This window comes from Akkermansia muciniphila, assembly GCF_030848305.1.
In the GTDB taxonomy this organism is placed as follows: Bacteria; Verrucomicrobiota; Verrucomicrobiia; order Verrucomicrobiales; family Akkermansiaceae; genus Akkermansia; species Akkermansia muciniphila_A.
This window is the reverse complement of sequence record NZ_CP114598.1, coordinates 212,605-239,393: the sequence shown is the minus strand read 5'-3', so window position 1 is coordinate 239,393 and position 26,789 is coordinate 212,605. Positions and strand designations below refer to the sequence as shown.

Genomic DNA, 26,789 nt, shown 5'->3' with positions numbered 1-26,789 from the left:
AGGAAGAGAATCCTAATGGGAAAGCGGAGGAAAATCAAGACGCGCCGTTTCTCCCTTATTCATGGACAAATCCTTTTTCCGGCCTTGATGCATGAACCGGAATTTGCCCGGACGCGTAGCGGTAGCCGTGGCCTGCACCCGGCCGTCTTGCCAGGACAAATCCACCTTAAGCCCGCCCCGCGTGCGCAATCCCGTGGCGGAACCCTTCTTCCAGTCGTCTGCCAGGGCCGGGGCCAGCAGGATAACCTGGAACCCGTCCTGCATGACCCGGCTCTGGATCAGGCATTCGGCCACGCCGGAGGAAAAGCCGAAGTTTCCTTCTATCTGAAACGGGGGATGGAGGTCAAAAAGGTTGGAGTTGATGTAGTGCCTCAGCATGGTGTACATCCTGTCCTCTGCGGCGTTTCCGTCGCCCAGGGCGGCGTAAAGATTGATGAGCCACGCCGTGCTCCATCCCGTCCTGATGCCATTGTTTCCCATATCCGCGTACTTGCGCCGGAAATCGGCGGACTTGCGTACAGCCTCCGCGTATTCCGGCGTATTGAGAACGTCCCATTCCGTGCCGGGAAACAGGCCGTAAAGGTGGCTGATGTGCCGGTGGCCCTTCTGCATTTCTTCAAAAGGCTTCCTCCATTCCTGTATCCTTCCGTCGGGGCCGATGGCAGGCTGGGGAATTTTCCTGAGGAATTGAACGGCTTTAACCAGAGTAGGCGTTTGTACGCCCAGCTCCCCGCAGGCGTAAATGTAATTGCGGAGGGATTCCCTGCCCAGAAGCTGGTCATGGGAAGCGCCGTTGGAAACATAGGAAAGCACGTTGGGGCCTGTGCCGTCCGGCGCGTAAAATCCGGTCTCCGGAGACACCCCGGGACCGGAAAGGTAACGGCCCTCGCCGTCATCTTCAAACCAGGACATGATGAAACGAGCGTTGGATTCCAGAATGGGCAGCGATTTTTTAAGGTCTTCCCGGTCTCCGGTGAAACGGTAGCTGTCCACCAGGTGGGCGCATGCCCACGCCCCATTCATGAGGCTGGCCCCCCATTCCGGATTGTTGCCTGAAAAATAGGTGCGTTTCCAGCAATCCGTATAGTGACCGAAGCAGAAGCCGTCCCGTTTGATGAAGCGCGCGAATTCCTCTCCGTGGGGGCGCAGGCTGCGGACAAAATCAAGATAGGAGTTCTGGAATTCTCCCAGCCCGGTGACATGGGAGGGCCACTGGTTCATCTGGCTGTTGATGTTCAGGAAATAGCAGCCCATCCACGCTGCCCTCAGCTCCGGATTCCATAATCCCTGCAAACCGCAGGGAAGCTGCCCCGGCCTGGTGTGGACAATCGTGCAGAAGCGGCCGAACTGGAAAAGCTGTTCCAGAAGATCCGGATCCTTCTTTCCCTGTTTGACCCGCTCCAGTCTTTGGGCGGTGGTCATGGCGGAGACCCCGGCCGGGGAATCCCCCAGATCCACCTGGCAGCGCGTCATGAGCCGGGAAAAATAATCTTCCGTTTCCGCCGCCAGTTTTTTCCACCCCGCCTTTTGCGCTTTTGCCAGGATTCGCGCGTTTTTAGCCGCCAGGGAATGCGTCAGGGGAGCTTCCGGTTTCCGGATATTGTAATCTGTGGAAATGGATGAAAGCACCAGCACTTCCCGGGCGGAATCAAGAATAATTGTTGAGCCTTTGCGGGTAATGGAGGCTCCGGGAGCCAGGATGGTCACCGTGTTTTCAAACCGGGTGCCTCCGTTGCTTCCCTGTCCTTCCAGCGTCCACCCATTCGGCTGCGCAACAATTCGGGAAGCCGGATCCGGGTGTTCCAGATTCAGGGAAACGCGGCATCCGGACGGCATTGTGCAGGCAATGTGGTAGGCGGCGCAGTCGCTGGACGGAGCCGCCAGGATTTCTGTGGTCAATTCCCCTGTGCCGAATTGGGCGCGGGTGGTTGCCTTGCCCCGCCGCATATCCAGCGTACGCTGATAGGAGGAAGGTGAGGGGAGCCCCTGGAATTCCACCTGGAGACGCCCCCCCTGCTGGTAATCCCCCGCAATGTTGCCGGGGGGAAGGATGTTCTTCCGGAATAGCTGGTCCGCACTGCGGTATTTTCCTTCCTTGCAAAGTTCGCGAGCCTTGTCCAGAGCTTCCGCGGCGCCTTCCCTCATTTGGAAATTTTTCTTTGCGAAAATGCTTCCTTCATTAAGGACGACGGTTTCCTTCGGGAAAACGCCGAAAGAGAGGATGCCCAGCCTTCCGTTGCCCGTGCCGTATCCTTCCGTCCATACCCGGGCGGAGGTGGAGGCGGTGACCTGCATGGGGGCCGGAATGGCCCGGAGGGGGACGGCTGCGGCGAAAAGGCAGAGGAGGAAGGAATGTTTCAAGGTTGCAGGGATGTTCATGAGAGAAGATAAATATTGCGTATGATAAAAGTAAAAGAAAGCTGGTGTAAAAAGCGTTATTTTTTTAATCGGCTTCCGGTGCCGGCGTAAATGACCGCAAACGCAATGCTTCCCGCCGGAAAGCACAGGGATGCGGACAGGAGCATGGAGTTCTGGAGAAGGATGCTGGCGAGCCAGAGCAGCATGGCGAAGGCGAGGCAGTACATGATTTTCCCCATGAACCGGCACAGCGCCTGTTCATCATACTGTCTTTTTTGCTCTCTGCTCATCATGTTGCAGCCTGTGATGAGGAAAGAACATTTCCCCATGGAAAGAATGACGCCAAGAATCATGAAACCTGCCATCATGGCGACGGGTATCGGAACAGGTGCATCCATAAGCTGGCAAAATGGGGGAATGAGAGAACCCGGCCGTTCGACCGGACGGGAGAGGCGGCGTTTTGCGGAATACGTTGGGGAAACTGTGTTTCTTTCAGAAACGGAGAAACTCCGTTGTTCCTGCCGAAGGCTTCCGCAGGGTACGGTTTCTTTTTGACATTAAAACAGGAAACAGCAGGAACAGAACCAGGCGATGATGAGCAGGCCGCAGGTAAATTCCAGCAGCAGGCCGGCAAGCATCCCAAGCGCCGCTCCGGAACCGGCCCTGAAGGCGTCCATGATATCCTTTCTGGCAAAGATAAGTTCCGCCAGCAGCGCTCCCAGGAACGGCATGAACAAAAGGCCTACGATGGGGGAGAAAAGGAGGCTCCCCGCCACGGCGCCGATCATGGCTCCCCAGATTCCGGCGGCAGTGCTGCCGAATTTTTTGGCGCCCATGCCTCCGGAAAGCTTGTCAATGACCATGCCTCCCGCCACCAGCAGCGCCAGGACAGTCCATTTCCACCACGCCAGATTCTCTTTTCCCATGACTCCCTGCCAGACGCACCCGACCGCAATGATGATAATTCCGGGAAGCATGGGGATGAGCGTGCCGATCAGCCCCATGCCGAATAACAGCAGGGTGACGCACCAGACGAGGGTTTCCGAAAGGAGATGGGGCATGCTTTCCTTCTTATCAGGAAGCCGGGCGGGAGGCAAGGTTTGTGCCCGGCTTGCGGATGACGTGGAAAGGAAAAAAGGGGGGATAGATTGTTGTTGCGTTTGCTGTGGGCGTGGTATGGAATGGTGTCCATGATTTCCACCGGTGCTTATCTATGCGGTTGCATCATGCTCTTTAGTGTTTTTTCTCAGGGGGTAATATCTTCTCCGGCTTCCGTTTCCGCAGCGGATTCCTCCGCCGTTCAAGAACTGGCTCATTCCCTGAAAGCCCGTGTGGGCATGGCTGCGGAAATGCTGGATACGGGGGAAACCGTCGCGGTGGGGGATGAGGCGGACTATCCCATGCAGAGCGTCGTCAAATTCGTGCTGGCCTTGTCCGTGTTGAAGCGGGTGGACCAGGGCGTCATGAATCTGGAACAGATTATCCGCATCCGTCCGGAACAACTGGTGAAAGATACCTGGAGCCCCCTCCGGGAGCGTTTTCCCCAAGGCGGCGATTTCTCTCTGAAGGAACTGCTGAGGGTGACTGTCCAGGAAAGCGACAACAATACCTGCGACCTCCTGTTTGGCCTTATTGGAGGGCCGCAGGCCGTGCAGAAGGATTTGAAGGAATGGGGTATTGACGGCATTAATGTCCGGTTTACGGAAGATGAAATACACCGGAACCGCGACTTGCAGTATGCCAACTCAAGCCGCCCGTCGGCCATGAACTCTCTTCTCCGCGCATTTGACGAAGGTAAAATTCTGAAAAAAGGCACACAACGTGTTCTTTGGGACATCATGGCCGGTTGCTCTACAGGCCATGAACGTCTGAAAGGACAGCTGCCGCGGGATTACGTGGTGGCGCATAAAACGGGATCTGGATTCTCGCTGCCGGGGGGTGGCGTTACCGCCCGCAATGACGTCGGAATCATTGTTCTTCCCAATGGCCGGAAAATGGCGGTTTCCGTGTTCATCAGGGATTCAAAGGATTCTGAATCCGCTTGTGACCGGATGATCGCCTCCATGGCCCGCTGGCTGTGCATGGAGTGGAAGCCTGCCGCCGGAAAAGAATAACGGAATAATGCAGAATAGTTTTGGCGTCAGATTTTCAAAAGATTCTGGCTTTTGATATTCAGCACATTGCTTGGATGAGCAACAGAGGAGATTGATGAAATAATACTGAAGTAAAAAATTCCGTAAAATGATGATGAGAATGAGTGTCTCTGTCCCACGCCAATAGAAGCTTTCTTCTCATATGGGCTTGAGGAGAGATAACAAAAAATAAAGCGTTTTGCTATTGCGATGATTGCATTTGGCATTTGCCAAAAATATATTTAGCATATTTATATTTTGTATTTATTGTTTCAACTGTTAAATCTTTAATGCCATTTTCTTCTAAAAGAATAATTGCTTCTACTTCTCTCAGATCGGAATAAGGGGAACAAAAAAGAATATGCATTCTATCCATCGGGAAAATATAATAATTAGGCAATTCCATTATGTTTGCAAATTTTTTCAGAAGATCATAATCTGCTTTTCCATTCTGTTTTTCCCATTGTTCAATAAAAGTAGTGTATGATCTTTTTTGCAGAGTTCTCCTATACCAGCGGTCTAAACGTTTAGCCTTGAAAAGTTCTATGTAATATGAAATAACCTTGGGGTATTTTTTTTCATAACGGTGGTAAAGATCTAAGTGTGAATATCTTACATAAGTCGTTTATCTTTTTCTATAACAGGAGATGAAATCCTTTCCAAGAACTTTTCCAATTCCAAATACAGCGGTTCTAATTCAAATACTCGAACTTCTAAACCACTCTTGTTGTCCCTTTCTTGTAACCAAAAGAGCTTCTTCGTATATTCTTCATCTCCAATTTTTTTCTTGTCAAAAAGATGAATGTGTTTGGTGTTATATGCCATGAACAATAAATAAGGTTTTTTATTTATTGCGATATGAAATATACCCAGAGTTCCTATAAAAGGAACGTCTGTTTCCGTTTTTCCATCCCGAAATAAATCGTATTTGCTGATAATTCTTGCTAATTCTTTTTTTTGTTCCAAATTTAATTTTTTAACTCGATGTTTTTTGTCGTCTTTAAGAAAAGATGTTTCTGCATATAAATCGATTTGTTGATATTCTTGATCTGCTGTCCCTCTTTTTGAGGTAAGGCAAAAAAATAAGAATATGATTATGATTAATTTCATGATTAAATAAATTCAAAATTATGTGGGATAGTCCCGCTGTAAAATTCTCAAAATATTTTGGTTTTTGATATTCATAATATTACTCGGATGAAAAAACAAGAGTAAACAATTATGAATTAAAATGACGATGAATAGAGACTCATAACCTGTTTAGTACATAGAAAGACATCGTTGTATTCAGATTGAACTAACCAAGCCATCAGTCTGGAATTTACAGTAAGCGAATTTGATTGATTATATTACTCAATTTAACAGTAATATTACCGTATATAGTAGGATCCACATTGAATTTTTGCATATTTTCCGATATATAATCTAGAATTCTAAGAGCAGGAACTAGACATCCTTTGATTGATTGGGGATGTTGCCCCTTTGCGTGACTTCGCCGAAGGGGACGTAGGAGTAGGAATTCGCGATAGTTCCGTTGCTCTTGTAGAGTTCCATCACGTTTTTGGTCAAGTCCCAGCCGTAGGCAAACCAGCTGCCCGCCGTCTGGATAGCCAGCGGGCGCGTGGCGACAGGTTCCGTCGGGTCCCACAGGATGTACCATAAGGCGTTGAGCGTCGTTCGCGTGAGATCGAGGGCCGCGATTTGCAGATAGCCCCGGTAAAGGTAGCGGTGGTTCAGGATGACGGATGTCGTGCTTTCTCCCGTTTCAGGGTCGGCGACGGTGGTTTCCACTTTTTTGAAGATCCTGCGTCCCATGTAGTCGTAGTCGCCGGTGACAGTGGTCACCGTGCCGTCCTCCGCCGTGCGGGTGAAGCGCACGGGACGGTTGAGCGCGTTGTATTCCGCCGTCCAGACGCCGGTAGCGGTTCTGATTTTCGTCTGGTTGCCGTCAGCGTCATAGGTGGGGACAAAAGGCTGTTCCCGGGGGGAGAGGGAAGAGTTGGGAATGGATTGCTCAATACTTGTGTACTGGTTGAGTTCGTTGGCCGTGTAAGCGAATTCCTCCTCTATTTCCCGCGCTGTCTTGCGGTTGCCTATGTTGTCATAGTCATAGGCGTAAGCGTCCGTGCCGAGGGTGGCCGCGGCAAGCTCGCTTCTCCCGTTGTAGGAGAAGACGTCGCGGCGTGTGGTTCCCTGGCGGATGAGGGTGCGGGCGGTTGGCCGCCCCAGAGCGTCATAGGCATAGGCGCGGCGGGAGACGAGGGTTGTTCCGCGGTTATAGTCCATGTCCGCCAGCAGGTCACGTTTGGCTTCATAGCTTTGTTCCAGCGTCATGCCGTTGGGCATCGTCAAGGTTTCCAGCAGATTGCTTCCTGCCAGATAGTTATATTCAAAGATGCGGTTCTGTCCGCTGTGCATGAAGCCCGCGCTGTTGATGCGCCCGTCCGGCGCGTAGCCCCAGGAGGCGATTTGGGCATTGCCGCTGGCGCCGCGTTTGAGGACGTAGCCGATGCTGCGACCGTAGCCGTCCAGGGTTTCCACGAGAGGGAAGACGGCGCCATTCACCGTGACGCTGTCCTGTACGGGTTCGCTGTATTCATTGTAAGAGAAGGTACGTATGCCTGAGGCGTCCGTCACTTGCGTGAGCTGGCCGAGGATGTTGTAGGAGAAGGCCTGTTCCGGCGTGCCGTCGGAAAAGCCGATTCTTGTGAGAAGGCCTTGCGCCGCGTTCCATACGCAGGTGGTGACGATGTCGCGCGCGTCCGTTTCCGTGGCAAGGCGGTTGTTGGCATCGTAGGTCCGGACGGTTCCCCGACCGTTGGCGTAAGTTTTGCCCAATTCCAGCCCGGTAGCGTCATGGTAAGTCCAGACGGTAGTGTCTCCGCCGGAAAGATCGGATGGGTCGGAAATGATCGTTTCTTCGTCTATGCGGAAGGTGGTGAGGCTGATAAGGCGGTCTGCGTCATCCCAGGCGAACAGGGCCGGCTGGATGGCCGTGCCGTATTCCGCTGTTTTACGGTTCCTGACATCGTAGGCATAGTTGGCCGTGTTGCCCAGGGCATTTGTGACGGCAGAGGGATTGTCGCTGGTCGCGCAATAGGTCGTGGTTGTCGTATTGCCGGCAGCATCAGTTACGGCAATCGGGCGGCCGGCAATGTCCGTATGAGTGGTGGATGTGTTCCCCCTGCCATCCGTGACCGTCCGGACGAGGTCGGTTTCCGTGTAGCGGCGGGTGAAGGCGGTGACGATTCCCCGATTATCCGTTTCTGAAGTTGTGAAGCCGTCCACGACGGTAGCGGAAGCTGTGATGTCGGAGGTGGGCACGCTGCTTTTTTCCACGCGCACCGCGCCCTGCCCATATTCGGTCCACCGGATGCTTTCATGGCCGCGTTCGTCGATGGTGATTTGCCTGTTTTGCAGAACGGCGGATTCCGTAACCAGCCGTTTGACAGCGCTGCTTAACATGTTGCCCGCTGTATTGTTGCGGGCAGCGGCGACGTTTTGATAGACGCCGTCTTCACGTTCTTCCCAGGCTGTCTGGAAAGTCTGGATGCGGTTTTTTGCCGCATCCGCCGGAGACGCCGAGTCGAGCACAACGGTTTGTCTGGCCAGATTTCCCATGCTGTCATACTCATACTCCACCGGAGCCTGGGTCCCTTCCGTGCGGCGGGTGAGCTGGCCCAGCGCATTGTAAACACTGCGGGTATAGAGATAGGTGTTTTCCAGGGTGGTGGGAGAAGTCAGCGTAATGGTTTGTCCGAAGCCGTCCCGAATGTCCTGTTTCAGGATGGTTGTGTTGTCCGCCAGCCGGGTAGTGTGGCGCAGGCCTCTGATAAAATCATAAATGTGGTAGAGCTCCCTTTGCCCTGTGCCGGATTCATGCGCGATGCTCCCGTCTGTGTTGTATGTATTGACGAGCGTCGCCCCTGATGGCGTGGTTGTCGTAACCGTCAGTCCGTCTTCGCTGTAACTGGTTGTTGTGACACGGCCCAGCACATCGGTTTTACGGGTCACGCGGCCCAGCAGGTCATAGGCAGTTTCCTCGGTTGTCCGCATCGGCCCGATGTGGGTCGTCGCGCTTATTATCTGCCCTGCCGCATCGCGTTCATACGCCGTGATCGTTTCCGGAGTGACGACGTCAGTCCCGTCGTTTATTTCGCTGCGCGTGGTTTCAATGAGCTGCCGGGCGGTGTTATAAGCGTAATCCGTGCGTACGCCGTCTTCGTCAACTTCCCAAAGGGGTTCTCCTGTGCAGGTCAGGGCGCGGGAAGAAGTGCGGCCATTGTCGCGCACCGTTTCCACACGGCGGTTGAGAAGGTCGTAAGAGTAGGAAGCGCCGCCGGTTTGCCTCCACTCGCCCGTGGGGAGCAGGACGAGGTTTTCTTCCCTTGCGGTGTTTCCTTCAGCGGTGATGTAGCTGACGCGGCGGGTTGACTGGCCGGGAACGGGTTCTCCGTTGATGCGCGTTTCCGCCGTGACGCTGTAGAGGGCCCCATGATCTGTGGTTGGGGCGTAGGTATAATGAGTCTGTACGCCGTTGACGGCCTGTTCCATCTTGAGGCGTCCCGCCGCGAAGGCATTCGGCGCGCCGGCCAGCCAGGTTTCCGTAACGCTGAGCTGCGTGACGGAAGAGCCTGCCGCCGTTTCACGCTTTTCCACGCGTTTGACATGGTTTTCTTCCGCATAGGTATATACCGCAAGGCTTAACGTGTTGACTGCGGAAACGGTAGAGAGCTGGATTTTTATTTCAGCCGGTTCACTGGTGTAGCCTGCGGCGCTGTCACGGTACTTTGTGCTTACTGTCCGCAATCCGTTGGCTCCCCATGGGCTGTTTTCCAGCACCGGGCGTCCTGCGGCATCGTAGACGGTTTTATGTTCCCCCGCGTTGGGAGAAGCAGAGGAGATAAGCCGGCCGGAGTCATCATAGGAGTAAACAGTAGTCAACGCCCCTTCGGCTCCGTACCCTTCCGTGCGGCTCAGCAGGTGTTCTCCGGTGATGGTCGTTTCATATTCCTCAAGCGTGCAGGAGGCCACCACATTGTTTTTCATCAGACGGGTGAGGACGCGGTAGCGGTTTTCCTGCGAATCTTCCTCCGGTTGAAGACGTTCCCTCCGCGTTTCAACGGCATCTTCTCCTGTTCCTTCCGCCATGCTCCAGGCTTCTTGCGACCATGTCCATTTGGTCACGAAGTCGGGTACAGTGGCCGGCAACGTGTTGTCGCGTTCAGAGATGACGAGGGTTTGCAAAGCTTCGTCTCCCGTCACTGTGAAGATTTTCGCCGGAGTCCCTTCAACGGTGAACAGGGCTCCTTCTTCCTCCGGTTCCATGACCTGCGCGGGCGGATAAATGCTGATGGCATACCCTCCTCCTTCCAGGGGGAGCACATCCGCCAGCCCATCCCAGGTGTTCCATATTTGACGGATAACGCCGTGTTCGCCACGAACAATCGCCAGGTAATTTTCTCCTTCCGATGCGGTCATCAAATACCCGCCCGCGGAGATATAGCCTTCGCATTGCCCTGTGGAAAGAGAGTAAAAGGCGGCGCCTCCGCCCGCATAAGAAGCGCGGATGAAGGAGGCCTGCTCAAGGCTGCATGCCTCCGCTTCCCTGCTCATGGCCGGGACGGGGGCCAGGATGGTCGTTGTGATGCCCGATGCGCCTACCGGGAAAAACGCGCTTCCCGTGCCGTCAAGCATGTAGTTGGTGTAACTGGCTCCATCCAGCAGAGCAACCAGCGTGTTGGGCGCCATGCCCCCTTCCGGCAGCGCGAGGAAGGTGGCTAGCGGATGCTGCAGGGCCAAGCCAGCCGGGGAGGATAAATCCGGGGAAAAAGAGCGGTGGGCTGAAATTTCCAGACGTCCCGCCGGCATGTGGGATATGCCGCGGAACACGCCGAACTGCGCCGACCAGGCCATGTCATTAACGGAGGATTGCCGCATCACCCCGCTGCCTCCGGAGGTTGAGGTCAGATCGGAAAAGAAACGGCGCAGGGAGGAGCGGCCGCTGACTGGGGCGCTGCTGCTGGAGGGGGCGCCTCCGGGAGCAGTTTCACCGTCCGAATTGCAGGAGCACGGCGGGCAGTCGCAATCGCATTCCTGCGGCGGGTCGTTCTTTTCAGGCGTGATGGAGATGGCGCTGGCCGGGCCTACGGTGCAATTGAGGAAGGAGACGTTCCCCCTGGGAGGATAGTCAATGTTGATGTGGGAGACGGACACTGTATAAAACCCGGCCTTGATGCCGGGGAAGCTGCCGTTAATTCTTACTCCGGCACCTGAGGGTGACGTATAGCTTTGCCCCGCTACTGAAATCGTGGCCTGGTCATCCACCGTGCCGGTGGCCGTCAGTACGTATAGACGGGTATCCCCTCCGCCTTCCCCTACTTGAATTTGTTTGGAGGTTTCCGGCATCACGTCTCCGGGATAGGACGGAGCGGCATGATTATAGGAAAAGGAGACGGACGATTCGCCCTCCCTCTTCTGTAAAACCGGCGTAACGGTAAAACCAAGATGATGATTGCCCCGGACGCTGTTGCAGATGGAAAAGTTAGATCTCATTCTAATTGGCTATCTTTAAATAATTTCTGCTTATCAACAATAATTTTGTGATAAGGTGCGCCATTTAGCAATTAAACCTATGGATACATCTATAAAAATAGAAGTCAACAAGATATGATGATTTTCTCCTGTTTTTTCCATCCGTTTGCATGCAGGGAATAATTCTGGCGCGGGATGTTTTCCGGGCGCGGGGCACAGGAAAGTTCCCAACGCAGGAAAAGATGGGATGTCCCTTTTCTGCCTGATTGCGCGGCAGAAGAAAGGCCGCCCGTTTTCCGGAACATGTTTTAGGCTTGGAAAGGGAAGCGCAATCAGGCAAGGTGTGCCGCGTTATTCATGAAGAACCTATTGAGCCGGTACATCAGCCTGAGCCTGGCGCTGCGGTATTTGAACCCGTTGCGGACTTTCTTTTCCATTATTACCCTGATTTGCCTGCTGGGCGTCTCTCTGGGGGTAATGGTGCTCATCGTCGTGTTGTCCGTCATGGGAGGCCTCCAGAAGGAAATTCAGGGGAATCTGTTTGCGCACTCTCCGCACGTCCAGGTATGCTACCGGAACGACTTCGGCGCGAGGGAAGTGATTCCGGACTGGCTGGATTTGGGGGAGAAACTCAGGCACGTTCCCGGCGTCCAGTCCGCCTACGCCCTGATAGAAGACTATGCGCTGGCGGATGTGCAGGGGCGGCAGAGGCCTTGCTTTTTCCGGGCCATTGATACGGAAAACGCCGCCCAGTTGGAGGATTTGAAGCGTTTGGTGGTCGCCGGCGATGCGGAACTGGACATGGGGGAAAAAGCTGTGGTTTCCTCCATCGTGGCAGAGAACATGGGATTGAATGTGGGAGATGTTGCCCGGGTTTACACGACCCGCAATTTTCAGGAAATTTCCCACGCCTACCAGCAGACGGAGCTGCCGATGCTGGCGGAGAAAAACGCGCGGGAACTCAAGGATTTGAAAGAGTGGGGTAAATCCCTGAAGACGGAGGGAGAGCGTGAAACGGCCGACAGAGCCTCCGTGGACAGGGCCTTTTCCCTGCTTAACGGGCTGTTGTCCGTCCCTCGCAGGGATGCGGAACGTTCCTGCCTGATGGATCTGCTTGCCGTGCTGAACGACGGAGAGCTTGCGGACAACGGCAGGGTGGCCTTTCCGCAGGGCACGCGGAAGGAATGGGAAACCGTTTTGAGCGGTTTCAAGGATGGGGCAAGGAATGAGGCGGATATGGAATGTTTCCGCAAGATCAAGGAGCTGGTGATGCCGAAGGACCTGGAGGTGATTGGAATTTACCGGGCTTCCCAGCATACGCCCAGCCCTGACTTGTTCATTCCGCTGGTCATCGGCCAGGAATTGCTGGGGTATGAGGATGACGTGGTGCAGGCCGTGGCCCTGCGCGTGGAAGATCCTTACCATGTGGAAACGATGTTGGCTCCTGTGATGCAGGCGCTGGAAAAGGAAAAGCCTTCTTCCGCATGGACACTGGAAACCTGGCATGACCGTTTTAACGCGTGGTTTGAACTGATGCAGAAGGAGCGCATGATGATGAGCTTTGTCCTGTCCTTCATCTCCCTGATTTCCGCTTTTTGCATCATGGCGGTGATGTTTACCGTTTCCATCCAGAGGAAAAAGGAAATCGCCGTGATGAAGGCGTTGGGAGCCACGCCGTTCCAGGTGGTGCGCGTCTTCCTGTGGCAGGGCGTCATCATCGGTTTTGTGGGAGCCCTCCTGGGGGTAGGGCTGGGGTTGCTGGTGCTGGAATACCGTATGCAGATTCAGGGTTTTCTGGCGGGAATAGGCTTTGACCCGTTCCCCGTGGCCTTCCACGGCACGGCGAATATCCCGGTGGTGATTGACTGGGCGGAGCTGGCATGGCAGGCGGTGAAAGCTTTTGTCATGGTCGTGGTGGCATCCATCATTCCTGCCCTGATCACGGCGCGCCAGGATCCGGCCCGCTCCCTGCGCAGCATGTAACAGGAATCGCCTATGGATATTTACTGGATTCAGGGTCATGAACAGAAGGGGCCTCTGCCGGAAGTGGAGGTCATTTCCATGCTGGAGGCGGGCCTCATTCCGGAAAACGCCCGGGCGTGGCATGCCGGGTGCCCGGAATGGGTATGTATCCGTGACCTTCCGGCATTGAAGGGGGCAGGCGCCGTCAGCAGGGGAGAAGGAGAACGGCGGAACCGGGAGGAAGAGGGACTGGAAAACGCAGGGGAAGAGCAGGCTCCGACGCTTGCCGCGGATGCGGATTGCCCGCAGGAAGAAGGGGGGACGGCCCCGGAGGAGGGAGCGCCGCTGGTGGTTCCGTATGCGTACGTCCGTTTTCTCGGCAGAATGGCGGATATCATGATGCACATGACGCTGTATTTGTCCGTGCTCAGAGTTTTCGGCCTGGCTTTCAATCCCGGTTTCCTTCCTGGTTCCTATGAAGCTCTGCTTTACCTCTGCCTCCCGATGGTTCTCGTTGAAACCGCCTTTCTTGGTACATTGGGAACAACCCCGGGAAAAGCCATGCTGGGCGTTTCCGTCAGGGACTACCGGGGAAGGCGTCTTTCTTTCCCCACGGCATTCCGGCGCTCCCTGTTCGTCATGGTGCTTGGCCTGGGGTGTTTTGCTCCTTCCCTGATGCTGCTGGCCCTGTTCTTTTCCTGGTGGTGGGTGCGCCGCTTCGGCTTCACTCCCTGGGACAGGAAGCTGGGGACTACGGATGTGCTGAACAGCCCCCTGACGCTCCGCAAAGTGGTGATGACGTTGGCGCTGGTTATTCTGTGCCTTCAACTCATCTACGTTCTGCTGATTCCCTGGCTGCCTGAGATGGAGGCTTATGCGGCCGCTTCCGGCCAAATGTGATAAAAAGGCGTTCGTGCGGGGTTTAGGCTTTTAATCACCTGAATTTGTTTCATACTTGTTTCAGCCATGCCAGAAATACACCCAACGGCAGTAGTGCATCCTACTGCAGAGATCGCGGATGATGTTAAAATCGGTCCCTTTTGCGTTGTCGGGGAACATGTCAAACTGGGGCCCGGCTGCGTGCTGCACAGCCACGTGGTTATCGACGGTCCTTCCTCCTTTGGCTGCGGCAACGAATTTTTCCCGTTTTCCGTCATCGGCCTGAAAAGCCAGGATTTGAAATACAAGGGGGAGCCGACCTATCTGGAAGTGGGGGATAACAATGTCTTCCGTGAAAACGCCACCATCAACAGGGCTACGGATATTGGCGGCGCAACGCGGATAGGGAATAACAACCTTTTCCTGGTTTCCTGCCATGCCGGGCATGATTGCCAGATCGGCAATCATGTGATTTTTTCCGGGTTCGCTACTGCCGCCGGCCACGTTACGGTGGGGGATTACGCTATTCTGGCGGGATGCTGCGCCGTACACCAGTTTGTGAGCATTGGAGAACATGCCATGGTGGGGGCGATGGCCCGCGTGAGCCAGGATGTGCTGCCGTACACGATCGTGGAAGGCCATCCGGCCGTAACGCGGTCCGTTAACTCCATCGGCATGCAGAGGCGCGGTTTTTCCGAAGAAGACCTGAAAGCCGTGCGCATGTGCTATAAAAAGCTTTTCGTCAATAAAAAGCTGACCGTTCATGAAGCTCTGGAGGAACTGCGGCATTCGGATTATGCGGAAAATGCCTGCCTGAGGAGAATCATCCAGTTCGTGGAAACTTCCGAACGGGGGTTCTGCCATTGAATCCATGAAAACGGGTTTTGTTTTTGACCTGGACGGGACGCTGGTGGACTCCATTCCCGGTATCGCCCGCGGCCTGAACCTGGCCTTGGAAGCGCTGGGGTATCCGGAGCATTCCGTGGACGCCATCCGGGAAATGGTGGGCAAGGGGGCCCGGGAGCTTTGCCTGGCTTCCCTGAAAGGCTATTTCAATGGAAATGTGCCGGAGGAAGCTTTTGAAGCGGTGCACCGGGGATTCATGCGCGAATACCCGCACACCTGGCAGGAGGGCACGGTGCCGTACCCCGGCATCCGGGAAATGCTTCTGTCCCTGGCCGGAGAAGGCCATCCTCTGGGTGTTTTATCCAACAAGCCCCATGCGGTTACGGTGCCGCTGGTGCGCCATATCCTGCCTGAAATTCCCTTCCGGGAAGTGATGGGATTTTCCGAACGTTTTCCGCGTAAGCCGGACCCTGACTCCCTGTTGTCCATCGTCCGCTCCTGGGGCAGGGCTCCTGCGCAGGTGTGCATGGTGGGGGACTCCGCCCATGACGGCAACACGGCCGTGAACGCCGGAACACGGCTTGTTCTGGTGGGGTGGGGCTACAGCTCCCGTTCCGCTCTGGACGCTTTCCGGGTGCCGGTGTGCGCCTCTGCGGGGGAATTATCTGCCCGGCTGCATGATGAAAACAGCCTGCCGTTTCCCGTTCCCGCTCATAAAAATTCTTGAAAGTTCCGGCTGGGGCAGAGTTCCGGAAACCGAATTCCTCTGTATCATCAAGATTCTTTCAGGCGCAGGAAAACGTCTGCGGGGGATTCTTTAGGGCTGTATTTTCCCGGCCCGGAAATGGGCAGAGAGGGAAAGCCGCATGGTTGTTGCTCTTTCAGGACGGAATGTCCGCAGATTTGGCCTGTTCGGTAATGTCTTCCAGGGCGCGGGGAAGTTCCTTCGTGGAGGTGACGCCCAGGTTTTTCAACTTCTGAGCCCGGGGAATGAACCGGTGTTCAAAAGAGGAAACGGTTTTGTTGTACTGGGCTACCGCCTGGTTCAGGCTCTTGCCCAGAGAGGAAAAATGGCCGGAAAGGATAGAGCAGGTATTAAACAGGTCCGCGCCCGCTTCCGAAATTTTCTTGGCGTTATCCGCCAGCTGCTCCTGCTTCCATCCGTAAGCGACGGCTTTCAGCAGGGCAATCAGGGTGGATGGAGTGGAAAGAATGACCCTATTCTCCGCGCCGAATTCAATCAGGGTGGGGTCTGCTTCCAGAGCCGCCTGGAAGAAGGATTCCCCGGGCAGGAACATAATGACGAATTCGGGGCATGGGGAAAACTGGGCAAAGTAATTCTTGGCACTTAATTGCTGCAAATGCCTCCTGACGTCCGCGGCATGGCGTGCCATCCACTGGCTGCGCTCTTCCGGATTCTCCGTCTGCCCGGCATTCAGGTAGGAAGCCATGGGCGCTTTCGCGTCAATGATGATGGAACGGCCTCCAGGAAGGTGAATGACCATGTCCGGCCGTATCCGTTCCTCCTCTCTGGAACGGGTTTCCTGAGTCGTGAAATCGCAGTACTCCACCATTCCCGCCAGTTCCACCACGCGGCGCAGCTGGAGTTCCCCCCATTGGCCGCGAACGCTGTTGTGGTGCAGAGCCTGGGAAAGCCTGGCGGTTTCATTTTTCAGGGCTTCATTGCCGGAAAGAATATAGCGGATTTGCGTTTTCAGGTCCGTATAGGCGCCCACGCGTTCCTTTTCCATCTCTCCCAGCCGGGACTGGACCAGTTTCAGGGATTCGCTCACCGGTTTCAGCATGGACTCAATAGCCTGTTTGCGGGAATCCAGGTCATGATTGGCCTGCTGGCGCTGGCTTTGCAGACGCGTTTCCGCCAGATTCAGGAATTGTTTTTCCGAGTTCCGGAGGACTTCCGCGCTGATGCCGGCAAAGGAATCTTTCAGCACTTCTTCCGCCCGGCGGAGCATTTGTGTTCTGTCTTCCGCCCGTTCCTGCCAGGAACGGGATTCCGCTTCGAGGCGGACGGAGCGGTCCCGGTACCGCAGCAGCAAAACCAGCAGCGCCACGCAGGCGATCAGCAGCAAAAAGGCCAGGAACCAGGGAAAAAATGGGGAAATCATAAGGAAAAAATAAGCAATCAGATGGGGGTGGCGTAGGGGATGCCGTCCGTTTCTTCCACGGGTTCGGCCAGTGGGATGTTATCGTCGCTGCCGTCCAGCGGTTCCGCATAGGGAATGCTCTCTTCCGAATCCGGTTCCGCCATGGGAATGTGCTGTTCACACATGTTGGCGGGGGCCTGGTAGCCTGCGGAGGTTTCAAAATACGCAGTCTTGGCGTACTGGCAGCCGGAATGGGCCAGTTGATTGGATTCCCGGCAGACGAGTACGGCCTGTCCTTCCGAACCGGGACGCGTACGGATGGCGTTGGCGGGATAGCCTTCCTTCTGGGCGGCAAGCATAATATCCACCCAGACGGGCAGGGCCAGGGTGCCTCCGTAGCCTTTTTCCAGAATTTTGGTGGAGGAATCGAACCCCACCCAGACACTGCAGGTGAGGTTGGACGTATATCCGGCGAACCATGCGTTCGTATAATTATTCGTGGTTCCGGTTTTGCCGCCGCAGGGGGATTTAAAGCCCAGCGCGGTAATTTTTCCTGCCGTGCCTCCGGGCTTGCAGACCTGCTGGAGGATGGAAGAGGTTATGTTCGCCGCCCGCTGGGAATAGACGGTGCGCTTGCTTTTGGTGATGGCGAAGCGCGGCTGGCCCTGCGAATCCGTAATATGGTCAATGATGTATGGCGTGGGGCGTACGCCCCCGTTGGCAAAAACGCTGTAGGCGCTGGCGATGTCCAGAGGGGACGCTTCCCACGTGCCCAGATAAAGGGCCGGGGTGCGGGAAATATTTCCGTGAAAGCCCGCCAGTTGTGCGGATTGAATGACATTGGACAAGCCGGCGCGGTTGCCGATGCGCACGGACATGGTGTTGCGGGAAAGGATGAGGCCGAAGGAGGCCGGCTTCATGCCCCGATACGTTCCGTCCGAATTGCGGGGGGACCAGTTGGCGGCTCCGCGTATTTCCCCGTACGCAATCCGGTCATCCGAAATGCGGGTATCCGCAGAATTGCCCTGCTGGAAAAACGTGGCGTAAATGAACGGTTTGAACAGGGAGCCGGTCTGCCGCCTGGACTGAATGGCGCGGTTCAGCTTGGATTCTTCCGCGTCCCGGCCGCCGACGACGGCCAGAAGAGCCCCCGTGGCATTGTTCATGACTACGGCGGCGGATTGGATGTAATTAGGCATCGGCGGCTGCGTCTTTTCCTTCTGTTCCGCAGGGAGCGCCTTCCAGGCGGCCAGGGTGGCCTCATATTCCGCCTTGGTGGTCAGCTTGTTTTTCAGGATGCCCCTCTTTTCCCGCCTGGCCTGCAGGGAGGCCAGGTGCTTCTTGAAATCCTTGCGGGCTTCCAGCGCGTCCATGTGCTTGTTGATGGCGTCCAGCGTGGCGTTCTGCAGATCAAGGTCCAATGTGGTGTGAACCACCAGCCCTCCCAGGCGGATGTCTTCTTCCTCCAGAATGGCGTCCAGCTCCCGGCGCACGAGCCCCATGGCGTAATTTTCCTCAGACCGGGACTGGGGCGTCCGGGTGGCGATAGGCTCCGCCAGGGCCGCCTGATACTGCACTTCCGTAATCTTGCCTTCGTTTTTCAGCAGGCCAAGGACGATATCGCGCACTTTTTTGGCTTCTTCCGGGTGTTTGATGGGGGAAAAGTCATTTGGGCCGTAAATAATGCCGGCCAGGGTGGCGCATTCCGCCAGGGATAAATCCCGGGGTTCCTTGTCGTAATATCCCCGCGCCGCCGCCGCTATTCCCAGGAAGGTGTGCCCCCAGAAAATACGGTTGATGTAAGTCTCCAGAATTTCATCCTTCGTGTAAGTGGCTTCAATGCGTTTCGCCAGAGCTACTTCCGTCAGTTTGGAATGCAGGTTGCGCTCCCGGTGGTTGTACGTAATTTTAGCGAGCTGCATCGTCAGGGTGGAAGCCCCCTGCGTAGCTCTCTTGTGTTTGAGCACCTGCGCAAAGGCGCGGCCCACGCCTATCCAGTCCACGCCGCCATGGTCGTAAAAGCGGTTGTCTTCGCGCAGGAGCAGGGCATCAATAAAAATGGGAGGAACTTCCTGAAGGGATACCCGCTTGCGGTTTTCCCCGTGCAGGGTGCCGATGGTGCGGTTTTTACGGTCCAGAATCACCGTGCGTTCCGGAATGTTGCTCTTTACCTCGGAAATGTCATAGCGGTTGGAAATGGCGCCGTAAAGGAACACCAGGATGGACCCGATCACGATGCCGACGAAGCAGCATCCCAGAAGGATGCGCAGAGGCCAGCAGATGAACCAGCGGATATTCCGCGTCAGGGAGCCGATGAAGCGGAACGGCATCAGCAGGACGAACAGCAGGGCTCCGAAAATCGTGAAACGCGGCTTGCGCATGGTTCCTGCGCGCGCGGGACGGCTTTCTTCTTCTCTTCCCGGACTGTCTTCAAAATCTTCCTTCGGAGACGGGCGGGAGGCTCGTCGCTGGGGCGGCGTGTCATACCGGGAAGGACCGTTGCGGGAATTCCCCGTTCTGCGGGTAGGGCCGGGAATGACGGCCGGCTCAGGATCTTCCTGCGGCAGCCCGGGGTAGGATGGACGGGGAATGGGCCTTTTTTTGCGTTCCGTCCGGGAACGGGAAGACATTTCTCCATCTTGGATGCGTTCCCTCCAGGAGGCGTCATGTCGTTTCCTTGATTTGTCGTTTAACCCCATCCGTGGGGTGGACTTTATCATAAATAACCGGAATGGTCTAAGCAAAAGATGAGGCGTCATGTCGCAATCCATAGACAAAATTCTGCCGTTTTGAACGTTTATACAGTAGGATATGTCCTATCATTCGATTATCGGTAATTTCATGATATCATTATTGAGAATGACGAGTTTTCGCTACTTGGTCGTTGGGGGGCTTGTGTCCCTGTTGTTGGGAGGGGCGGGCCTTGCGGGGAATGTTTCTTCCATGGCGGATTTGCAGAAACATGTGCATAAAGTGGCCTCCAGCGTTACGGCTGCTACAGTGGCTCTGGTTTCCGACGGGGGGGAGACGGGCAGCGGCGTCATTGTCACTCCGCAGGGCCTGATTTTGACTGCGGCCCACGTCGTGGGCGGCGATGAAATCATGCGTGTGGTCTTTGCCGACGGGCGCGTAGTCAAGGGCCGGGTGCTGGGAGCCAACTTCACGCGGGATGCCGCCATGGTGCAGATCATGGACGGAGGAAACTATCCCCATGTGGAACTGGGTGAATCCGACAGTCTTCATGTGGGGGATTTTGTGGTGGCTTTGGGCCATTCCAAGGGATTTGACCCGGAACGCCGCGCGCCCATCCGCATGGGAAGATTGTGCACGGACGGAAAGCAGCGCTTCCTTATTTCGGAATGCACGCTGATTGGCGGAGATTCCGGCGGTCCCCTCTTTGACCTGTCCGGCAGGTTGGTTGGCATCCATTCCTCCATTGGCCCTATGTTGAAAATCAACAACCATGTCCCTGTTTCCGTTTTCAGGAGAGACTGGGACAAACTGCTCTCCGGCAGGCATTGGGGCCAGCTGGGCCTTCATCCCATGGCGGACCCCGAATCTCCTGTGCTCGGGTTTGCCATGATGGACGTGCTGGGCGTGGACGGCGTGGTGGTGGAAGATGTTGTGGTGAATTCTCCGGCGGATGCCGCCGGCATCCGGCCGGGGGACGTCATTACCCACATGGACAGCCGGAGCCTGCGTTCCGTGCGGGATATGCTCCGTGAACTGGGCAGGCACCGTCCGGGGGAAACCGTTCCCTTGGTGGTGGTGAGGAAAGGTACGGCTTACAAGGCGGATCTTACATTCGGCAGGCGCGGCGACCTGATGTCCGGCCTGAAATACCAGGAACAAACTCAAGGATGATGATGAAATATTTATGGGCGGCATTCGCGGCGGCTTCCGCGTGTGCCCAGGAAATAGCTTCTCCCCTGCCTCCGGACCAGATGATTGCGCCGGAGGACAAAAGCGTGCTGGACAGCCAGGCCAAGGAGATTTTCCGGGAATGGGACAAAGTGGCTGTTCCGGTGGGGCAGTCCGTGGTGGCGCTGGTTGCCGGCAATACCCAGGTGGCTTTGGGAACGGTTGTGGGGAAGGGAAAGGTCCTCACCAAGCTGAGCGATCTCCAGAAGGAGCGGCGTCCGGTCATGCTGGTGGATTCTTCCGGGCGGGTTTATGACGCCAAGGTGCTCTTTGCCCTTCCGGAGCATGATTTGCTGATGATGGATGTGCCGGGGCTTCCCGCTCCTCCCATTGACTTGAATTCCTATGTGCAGGCGAAGGAAGGGGACGTGATTGCAGCCGTATCGCCCACGGGGCATGTGAGCGACTTCGGAGTCGTTTCCGTGGCCCAGCGCAGCCTGAGGGCGGATGACCAGCCTTATCTCGGCATCGTTTCCGATCCCCGCTGGGACGGGGAGGGGGTCATGATAGGCGGCGTGGAAGCCGGCAGCGGCGCGCACCGCAGCGGATTGATGGCCGGCGATGTGTTGATGAAGCTGAATGGAAAGCCGGTGGACGGAATGTACTCCATCCGTGCCGCCATGGTCGGAGTGCGTCCCGGTGAGACGGTTCCCGTGGAAGTAAGGCGGCGGAACCAGGTAGTGGAGGGAAAACTCCTCACGGGGCCCAGGCCCAAAGTGATGAAATTCCCGCAAAAGCGTCTCGACATGATGAACTCCATGGGCAACCGGATGAGCCTGAAAAGGGATGAATTCCCTTTGGTCATCCAGTCGGACATGACCTTGTTCCCGGAACGGGCCGGATGCCCGGTCATTGACGTCAACGGAAAATTTGTGGGGTTGGCCCTGAGCCGGGCCGGACGCACGGAGACCTATATCCTGCCTTCCTGGATATGCAGGGAACTGGTGGAAGGAGTGCTCCCGCAGGTGCAGCAATACAAGGCGGGACGCGGAGAAAACATTCCGGAGGCCCAGCCTGTGGATGATTCCTATGACGCCCGGCGTCTGGAGGAAAACCGGCGAAAAGTGGAAGATAAGATGAGCCGTCAGGGTCTGGTGCCCAAAGTTTATTAAGCCTGTCCTGATGCCGGAGGGCAACGAGTGAACCTTCCGGCGAACCGTCTGGCTTCAGGCTCTCTTTCTTCGTATGGGAGCATAGGCGGAATTGCCCTGTCTCCCTGCTGGGGGGCCGTTGGCTTTTTTGCGGGAACCGTTTCCGGCGTCAGGAACAGTCCGCCTGCCGCATTGGAGCCGTGGGAAATATGGCGGGCGTTGTTCCCGTGCCGGAACAATGTCCGGAGTGGTTTATTCCCTCAATCAGTGGCGGCTGGGGAAGCAAAACGAGAAATAAAAAACGGGCAGAAATGCCCGTTTTTCTGAATAATCCGGATATGCTCAAGAGCCGCTTCCGGCTCCCCGGATATTGGAAGAGAACTTACTTGTCTGAGGAAGCCGCTCCCGGTCTTTCCTTGAAAATCATCAATTCCGTCAAAACGACGGTGCGCCCGGTGGAATCCGGGGAAATAATCATGACTACTTTTCGTCCCGGGTAGGTCGTCAGCATCATGCCTCTGTCCTTCACCTTGACGACTTTGCCGTTCTTCAAACGGGTCATGTACGTCAAATTGGCGGGGGTAGTGCGGGAAATACTGCTGTCTGTGGCATTCTTGCCGAAAATGTAAGTGGACTTGCTGGGCAGTTCGATAGCGCTCTTTTCTCCTGAAGGAGGCTTGGGAAGCTCCAGGGTGAACGTGCGGCCGGTCAGGTTCTGGATGTAAACGCAGTTCAGCGGCAATTCCGACTCATTAATAAAATCCAGCGTCAATTCCCCTTTACTGTTTTTGCCCACCAGAGCCAGGGTTTTGGAGCCAAGATCGGCCGGCAGGGGCTTGCTGACGAGTTTATCGGTCGGCATGCCTTTCTGGTCCAGGCCTCCGAACAGGGTAATGATCTTGCTCTTGGGGTAAACGCTGCGGCGTCCCGGAAGGGCGGCGCGGATTTCCACTTTTTCCAGCCTTTTGGAATCAATAGGCATGTAAATGGGAGAAGGAAGAGACATGGGCTCCTTCAGGACGAACCGGATGCCGTTGACGGCGGCGGGGGGCAGGGATTTGTCCACAGTATCGGACGCCGGGGCATTGGCCGCCGGCTGGGCCGGTTCCGGCCTGGAGGATGCGCGGCTTTGTCCTTGGGCGAAGGAGATGCTTCCGAAAAGGCAGGTAAAGGCCAGGAGGGGTAAAATACGCATATATTTTGGGAAGTGGAATGAGGAAAAGAGTGTTTTGGTTTCCCCGGCAGTGACCCTTGGAGGATAACCGCGCGGGAAAAAGGCGGAGGGAAAATCCATTGAACCGTGCAGCAGCGTGCGCTGATGGTTTCAATAGTTTTGATATCCTTTGTGAAGTACATGAATGAAGATGTCCGTGCAAGCTCAAAGTAGGGATGCCTGGGATAAAATTCCTAAAGACAATGGGATTTCTTTTTTAAGGAAAGGATATAGGCAAGGAGCATCATCAAATGTCAGTCTTATCCATGCGTGGTGGAGCAAATGCCTGGACGGCGGCCGCGCGGATAAGAAGGTTTGTGGTTAGTTGCGCGGAGAGGCGGCGCAGATCATCCATGCAGGTCAGGGGCTGAATTTCAGGAAAACGGCCGTATGGGAACAGGAGCATATGAAACTGCTTGTTGAAATTGCCCCGGCCGAATTTGATGTGTTGCATTACGGAGCTATTGTTGAACTTAAAAGGAAATAAACGTCGGCTCCGTATTCAATAAGTCGATCCGGTTTTTCCCGGGCTTATCGAAACTCCCGAAGATGTCCAAAGCAGGGGGAAAAGGGAAGAAAGCCCCACTATCCCCGGAACAGGGGAAAATCGTCTTTCGTCCTTTCTGCCCTGATATCTTCCCCCTCTCTCCGGACGCAAAAGCGCCGCTTTCCCGGGAAAGGAAAAGCGGCGTGAAACGGAATGGAAACGCGCTCCCTTTGCTACACTTCTTCCGGGACAGCCAGCGGAAGGAGACGATATTGAACTTTCTTCCAAACGCCTTGTTCACGGCGCTCAGCTCCGTATCCTCCAGCGCTCCGCTCTTCATGTTGACCTTCCGGGCAGGAGTTTCCGGGCTGTTCACCGGATCCACGTAGTTGATCCCCCTCTGCACCACCGCTTCGCACCACGCGCGCGACAGCACCATCCCTTCGCGGTTGGTCAGCTCCCCGTAGGCGCGCACCGTAAACGTATCGTCCCGCGTCGTCAGGATGTTGCCCAGCACCGCCAGCACGTCCGACTGGATCAGGTAGCCGGGGGCGGCCGTATACACCGACCCCCTGGCCGCGTCCTGGTTCGGATAGCCTCCCCTGGGCGCGATCACCATGTCGGAGAGTTCGTCAAACGTGCTGTTGATGGAGCTCTCGTCAATAGCCGCCTGAAGCGCTCCCTTCACCCCCATTTCACCGCTCTGCAGACGGCGGTTGACAAAGTCGGACATGTTCAGGAAGGGCCCCCTCTTCCTGACTTCCTTGACCATGTTCCGGGCCAGGGACCTGATCTGGGAGTCGCTCAGGGTTCTCAGGTCCGACCACGCCATGGCCTCCCCGTCCGGGATGCCCTGGGTCACCCCTATCGAGCCGTAGTCGTCCACGTGGGACTTGTCGCTGCTGGCCACCCCGAAACGGGAAAAGGCCGTCTGGGAGTTGCCGAGCACGGAAGGCCTCCCGTTTCTGGAATAAAGGATTTTGCGCTTCTTGAGCCCCAGCAGGGTGGCTTCCCAGGCGCGCTGGGAGGTGGAGTTGACATTGAATCCGCCGGCGATGGTGAGGTACTTGGAGGCATGCTTGTAGCCCTCGTCCGTCCTGGCGAGTTCTTCGACGACAGCTTCCGAGGGTTTGCCCTGAAGGTCGGGCATGAAGCGGCGGTTGGCGATGCCGGAGGCCCTGTTGGAGGAAGCGTCCGTGGAGAAAGCCTGCTGAAGAACGGTTTTCAGTTCTTCCCTGCCCGTGCCCCCAAGGCTGGAAGGGCGGGCGGCCAGGGAGGAGGCGAACCAGGAGTCCCAGAGGGCGTCGTTGATCATCAGGCCGTGGTCCCAGAAGTCCCCCAGGGCGGCGTCCCCCATGATTTCGTTGTGGGAGAACACCTTGTCGGCGGGAAGCATGGGATCGGCAAACGCGTTGCCGATGCCTACGCCCGGCACGCCGGACTGGTAGGCGAAGCGCTTGGCGATGGCCGCCTTGGAGTCGCTCCTGTACCATCCCGGGGTGAGGCGGCATCCGGCAAAGCCGGCCAGGCTGGAGGGCTGCTGGAAGGGAAGTTCCGCGGCGACAATCTTGTTGACCTGTTCGGCTCCCGGCCCTCCGAAGGGAGAGAGCCTGGTGCCGTCATTGGAAAGGATGTTGGAGATGGTGATGGGGAAGAAGTCGCTGTTGGCGTTCTTGACTTCAAACTGGTACGGGCTGTAGAGGCGCCCCAGTTCGGAGGCGGTGGGCATCTGGCCGCCCCAGAAGAGGGGGCTGGAGTGCTGCCATGTCTTGGCGCGGTAGTCCTTGCCCTCCGGGTAGGCTCCAATCACGGGCGGCTTGCCCCATTTTACTGATACTCCGTAGTAGGCTACAAAGGTGGAATCCAAGGTAGGCCTGCCGTATTCCCCCGCCTTCTTGGCTTCCTCATTGGGGCCTTCGTTGCGTTCCCACATTTCTGCGGGAAGTTTAATCTGGTCAACAAGAGGTTTTTCCCAGGCGCCCCAGTTCAGGTTAAGGATGGCCGGCATGGTCTTGGAGAAAATGTCTATCTCCGCCGTGCTTTTCCCATTCAGGGAGGAAGAACTGTTCATTCTGTTGGGATCCATCAGGCCGGCCCCCATCACGAAAGTCCCCAGGGCTTTGGAGGAGCCCTTGTCTCCGTATTTGACGGCAAGAACGTGATTGTCCGGCGTGCCGTTGAGCTGGCTGGTGTTTTCCGCGAAGATAACGGAAGCCTTGGCAATGCCTACCTGATTGTATCCGCTGCCGTCCAGAAGCTCATAACGGACGCCGTCCGTCAGGTTGACGGCATAGGAGCTGACCTGCCCCGGTTCCTGGGACCAGCCTTCCTTGAGCGGGAACCTGTCCGGTTTGAAATCACCGCTGTTGGGTTTTGTTTTATAAACTTCGTTGCCGTTGGCGATGTTGGAAACGACCGGCTGGGCGAAGACGACGATTTCGCCCGCTTTCAGGGTGGAGGGCTCTCCTTTGACCGTGGAACCGTCGCTGTTAAGTTTGGAGGTAGTCCGGAAAGAGGCTCCGAAATCCGCTACCTGGCGGTTGTTGTAAGAGGCGTTCAAATAGGGGACCAGGCAGGATTCCCCATAATTGGAGAGCGCGTTTTCATCCAGTTGGTTCCAGGCGAATCTGACATTATGGGAAAGCAGCAGGGGCATGAAGCGGTGCTCGCCGAAGTAGGCTCCCCAGACGCCTCCATTGGCCCCGGTCAGCTTCATATCCACATTATACGGATTCCACCAGACATAGACGGGAATGACGGCGACACGGAAGTCAATCCATCCTCCGCGGTTGGGGTGCTTGTTGCCGTGTCTGACATAGTTCAGCCCTACGAAGGAATAAAAGCGCAGGAGGATGGGATGGCGCATGTACGTGTGGCGGTTGTCCATCATCTCCATGCTGGCTGCGGAGTCCGCCGCAATCAGCGTGCTGGGAGAGCTTCCGTTCCATTGCAGGGTGGCGGAGGCGTCCTGGCCTTCCCTCTTCGTGGAGGAGTCCCACACGTTGGCCCACAGGTAAAGCTGGTTCCAGGAGCCGATCGGCCGGTTCTGGTCCGACGGGTTGCCGTCCTCGGACGTGTACGGCCGCAGCCCTATGTCCGCGGTATCGCCGCGAAATTCTTCGGGCAGCTTTTCCTGGGAAAATATGATATTCAAGTCTTTTTTTAACCCACCGAATTTAGAATCCGTTTTTTATGTAAAAATCATAACATAAACCTTTAAGATGGTAATTGGATAAAAATGCTATTTTTCTTAAATTATCT

At 55.9% G+C, this 26,789-nt stretch carries 17 protein-coding genes and 1 pseudogene; 8 read left to right on the top strand and 10 right to left on the bottom strand.

Annotation, left to right across the window (positions count from 1 at the left end):
• Nucleotides 1–12 precede the first annotated feature (12 nt).
• The 3 genes from O4G22_RS00995 to O4G22_RS00985 all read right to left on the bottom strand — a co-directional run bounded on the left by O4G22_RS00995 (nucleotide 13) and on the right by O4G22_RS00985 (nucleotide 3,419).
• Nucleotides 13–2,379, bottom strand: a complete 2,367-nt coding sequence (locus O4G22_RS00995; protein ID WP_306701955.1) for a glycosyl hydrolase family 95 catalytic domain-containing protein — start codon at nucleotides 2,377–2,379, stop codon at nucleotides 13–15.
• Nucleotides 2,380–2,435: 56 nt separating this feature from the next.
• The gene (locus O4G22_RS00990) at nucleotides 2,436–2,756 is read right to left on the bottom strand and encodes a DUF3784 domain-containing protein (RefSeq protein WP_306701954.1); all 321 of its coding nucleotides are present in this window, start codon (nucleotides 2,754–2,756) and stop codon (nucleotides 2,436–2,438) included.
• A 159-nt stretch (nucleotides 2,757–2,915) separates the two neighbouring features.
• Complete coding sequence (locus O4G22_RS00985; protein WP_306701953.1) at nucleotides 2,916–3,419, bottom strand: DUF456 domain-containing protein; 504 nt, start codon at nucleotides 3,417–3,419, stop codon at nucleotides 2,916–2,918.
• Between the two features lie 165 nt (nucleotides 3,420–3,584).
• On the opposite strand from O4G22_RS00985, the gene bla reads away from it, so the two are divergent.
• Complete coding sequence (gene bla / locus O4G22_RS00980; protein WP_306701952.1) at nucleotides 3,585–4,472, top strand: class A beta-lactamase; 888 nt, start codon at nucleotides 3,585–3,587, stop codon at nucleotides 4,470–4,472.
• Between the two features lie 220 nt (nucleotides 4,473–4,692).
• On the opposite strand, the gene O4G22_RS00975 is transcribed toward bla, so the two are convergent.
• From O4G22_RS00975 to O4G22_RS00965, 3 genes are all read right to left on the bottom strand, one after another.
• Entirely contained in the window at nucleotides 4,693–4,866 is a 174-nt protein-coding gene (locus O4G22_RS00975; protein WP_306701951.1) for a hypothetical protein, read from the bottom strand.
• Nucleotides 4,867–5,102: 236 nt separating this feature from the next.
• Nucleotides 5,103–5,600: a hypothetical protein gene (locus O4G22_RS00970; protein ID WP_306701950.1), complete on the bottom strand. Its 498-nt coding sequence runs from the start codon at nucleotides 5,598–5,600 to the stop codon at nucleotides 5,103–5,105.
• Between the two features lie 336 nt (nucleotides 5,601–5,936).
• Entirely contained in the window at nucleotides 5,937–11,045 is a 5,109-nt protein-coding gene (locus O4G22_RS00965) for an RHS repeat domain-containing protein (RefSeq protein WP_306701949.1), read from the bottom strand.
• A 336-nt stretch (nucleotides 11,046–11,381) separates the two neighbouring features.
• Here O4G22_RS00965 and O4G22_RS00960 point away from each other — a divergent pair, with 336 nt between their 5' ends.
• From O4G22_RS00960 to O4G22_RS00945, 4 genes are all read left to right on the top strand, one after another.
• Nucleotides 11,382–13,007 (top strand): FtsX-like permease family protein, encoded by a 1,626-nt coding sequence (locus tag O4G22_RS00960; RefSeq protein WP_306701948.1) that lies wholly within the window; start codon nucleotides 11,382–11,384, stop codon nucleotides 13,005–13,007.
• A gap of 12 nt (nucleotides 13,008–13,019) precedes the next feature.
• Nucleotides 13,020–13,886: an RDD family protein gene (locus O4G22_RS00955; RefSeq protein WP_306701947.1), complete on the top strand. Its 867-nt coding sequence runs from the start codon at nucleotides 13,020–13,022 to the stop codon at nucleotides 13,884–13,886.
• Between the two features lie 66 nt (nucleotides 13,887–13,952).
• On the top strand, nucleotides 13,953–14,732 hold the full coding sequence (gene lpxA, locus O4G22_RS00950) for an acyl-ACP--UDP-N-acetylglucosamine O-acyltransferase (protein ID WP_306701946.1): 780 nt from the start codon (nucleotides 13,953–13,955) through the stop codon (nucleotides 14,730–14,732).
• Between the two features lie 4 nt (nucleotides 14,733–14,736).
• A complete protein-coding gene (locus O4G22_RS00945) occupies nucleotides 14,737–15,438 on the top strand; it encodes an HAD family hydrolase (RefSeq protein WP_306701945.1) in 702 nt (233 codons plus the stop codon).
• 154 nt (nucleotides 15,439–15,592) lie between these two features.
• On the opposite strand, the gene O4G22_RS00940 is transcribed toward O4G22_RS00945, so the two are convergent.
• Both O4G22_RS00940 and O4G22_RS00935 read right to left on the bottom strand, forming a co-directional pair.
• The gene (locus O4G22_RS00940) at nucleotides 15,593–16,837 is read right to left on the bottom strand and encodes a DNA recombination protein RmuC (protein WP_094136565.1); all 1,245 of its coding nucleotides are present in this window, start codon (nucleotides 16,835–16,837) and stop codon (nucleotides 15,593–15,595) included.
• A 17-nt stretch (nucleotides 16,838–16,854) separates the two neighbouring features.
• The gene (locus O4G22_RS00935; RefSeq protein ID WP_306713899.1) at nucleotides 16,855–19,446 is read right to left on the bottom strand and encodes a transglycosylase domain-containing protein; all 2,592 of its coding nucleotides are present in this window, start codon (nucleotides 19,444–19,446) and stop codon (nucleotides 16,855–16,857) included.
• 229 nt (nucleotides 19,447–19,675) lie between these two features.
• On the opposite strand from O4G22_RS00935, the gene O4G22_RS00930 reads away from it, so the two are divergent.
• Together O4G22_RS00930 and O4G22_RS00925 are read left to right on the top strand one after the other, a co-directional pair.
• Nucleotides 19,676–20,680 carry a S1C family serine protease gene (locus O4G22_RS00930; RefSeq protein WP_179222812.1) on the top strand — a complete coding sequence of 335 codons (1,005 nt, stop codon included), beginning with the start codon at nucleotides 19,676–19,678 and terminating at the stop codon, nucleotides 20,678–20,680.
• Nucleotides 20,680–21,849 (top strand): PDZ domain-containing protein, encoded by a 1,170-nt coding sequence (locus tag O4G22_RS00925; RefSeq protein WP_161994269.1) that lies wholly within the window; start codon nucleotides 20,680–20,682, stop codon nucleotides 21,847–21,849. The genes O4G22_RS00930 and O4G22_RS00925 overlap by 1 nt, the downstream gene beginning before the upstream one ends.
• A 361-nt stretch (nucleotides 21,850–22,210) precedes the next feature.
• Here O4G22_RS00925 and O4G22_RS00920 read toward each other — a convergent pair whose 3' ends face one another.
• A complete protein-coding gene (locus tag O4G22_RS00920) occupies nucleotides 22,211–23,023 on the bottom strand; it encodes a hypothetical protein (RefSeq protein ID WP_295980228.1) in 813 nt (270 codons plus the stop codon).
• Nucleotides 23,024–23,429: 406 nt separating this feature from the next.
• Between O4G22_RS00920 and O4G22_RS11545 the strand changes: the two are divergent.
• Nucleotides 23,430–23,528 (top strand): annotated as a pseudogene (locus O4G22_RS11545) (class I SAM-dependent methyltransferase); the annotation flags it as partial.
• On the opposite strand, the gene O4G22_RS00915 reads toward O4G22_RS11545, so the two are convergent.
• Nucleotides 23,515–26,682 carry a hypothetical protein gene (locus tag O4G22_RS00915; RefSeq protein WP_306713898.1) on the bottom strand — a complete coding sequence of 1,056 codons (3,168 nt, stop codon included), beginning with the start codon at nucleotides 26,680–26,682 and terminating at the stop codon, nucleotides 23,515–23,517. The pseudogene O4G22_RS11545 and the gene O4G22_RS00915 overlap by 14 nt on opposite strands.
• Between the last annotated feature and the right edge of the window lie 107 nt (nucleotides 26,683–26,789).

Bases quoted from the DNA above. Each gene is read 5' to 3' on its own strand.
- O4G22_RS00940 (WP_094136565.1), bottom strand. From the start codon at position 16,837: ATGATTTCCCCATTTTTTCCCTGGTTCCTGGCCTTTTTGCTGCTGATC.
- O4G22_RS00990 (WP_306701954.1), bottom strand. From the start codon at position 2,756: ATGGATGCACCTGTTCCGATACCCGTCGCCATGATGGCAGGTTTCATG.
- O4G22_RS00965 (WP_306701949.1), bottom strand. From the start codon at position 11,045: ATGAGATCTAACTTTTCCATCTGCAACAGCGTCCGGGGCAATCATCAT.
- O4G22_RS00975 (WP_306701951.1), bottom strand. From the start codon at position 4,866: ATGGATAGAATGCATATTCTTTTTTGTTCCCCTTATTCCGATCTGAGA.
- bla (WP_306701952.1), top strand. From the start codon at position 3,585: ATGCTCTTTAGTGTTTTTTCTCAGGGGGTAATATCTTCTCCGGCTTCC.
- O4G22_RS00945 (WP_306701945.1), top strand. From the start codon at position 14,737: ATGAAAACGGGTTTTGTTTTTGACCTGGACGGGACGCTGGTGGACTCC.
- O4G22_RS00985 (WP_306701953.1), bottom strand. From the start codon at position 3,419: ATGCCCCATCTCCTTTCGGAAACCCTCGTCTGGTGCGTCACCCTGCTG.
- O4G22_RS00955 (WP_306701947.1), top strand. From the start codon at position 13,020: ATGGATATTTACTGGATTCAGGGTCATGAACAGAAGGGGCCTCTGCCG.
- O4G22_RS00970 (WP_306701950.1), bottom strand. From the start codon at position 5,600: ATGAAATTAATCATAATCATATTCTTATTTTTTTGCCTTACCTCAAAA.
- O4G22_RS00930 (WP_179222812.1), top strand. From the start codon at position 19,676: ATGACGAGTTTTCGCTACTTGGTCGTTGGGGGGCTTGTGTCCCTGTTG.
- O4G22_RS00925 (WP_161994269.1), top strand. From the start codon at position 20,680: ATGATGAAATATTTATGGGCGGCATTCGCGGCGGCTTCCGCGTGTGCC.
- lpxA (WP_306701946.1), top strand. From the start codon at position 13,953: ATGCCAGAAATACACCCAACGGCAGTAGTGCATCCTACTGCAGAGATC.
- O4G22_RS00995 (WP_306701955.1), bottom strand. From the start codon at position 2,379: ATGAACATCCCTGCAACCTTGAAACATTCCTTCCTCCTCTGCCTTTTC.
- O4G22_RS00935 (WP_306713899.1), bottom strand. From the start codon at position 19,446: ATGTCTTCCCGTTCCCGGACGGAACGCAAAAAAAGGCCCATTCCCCGT.
- O4G22_RS00960 (WP_306701948.1), top strand. From the start codon at position 11,382: ATGAAGAACCTATTGAGCCGGTACATCAGCCTGAGCCTGGCGCTGCGG.
- O4G22_RS00920 (WP_295980228.1), bottom strand. From the start codon at position 23,023: ATGCGTATTTTACCCCTCCTGGCCTTTACCTGCCTTTTCGGAAGCATC.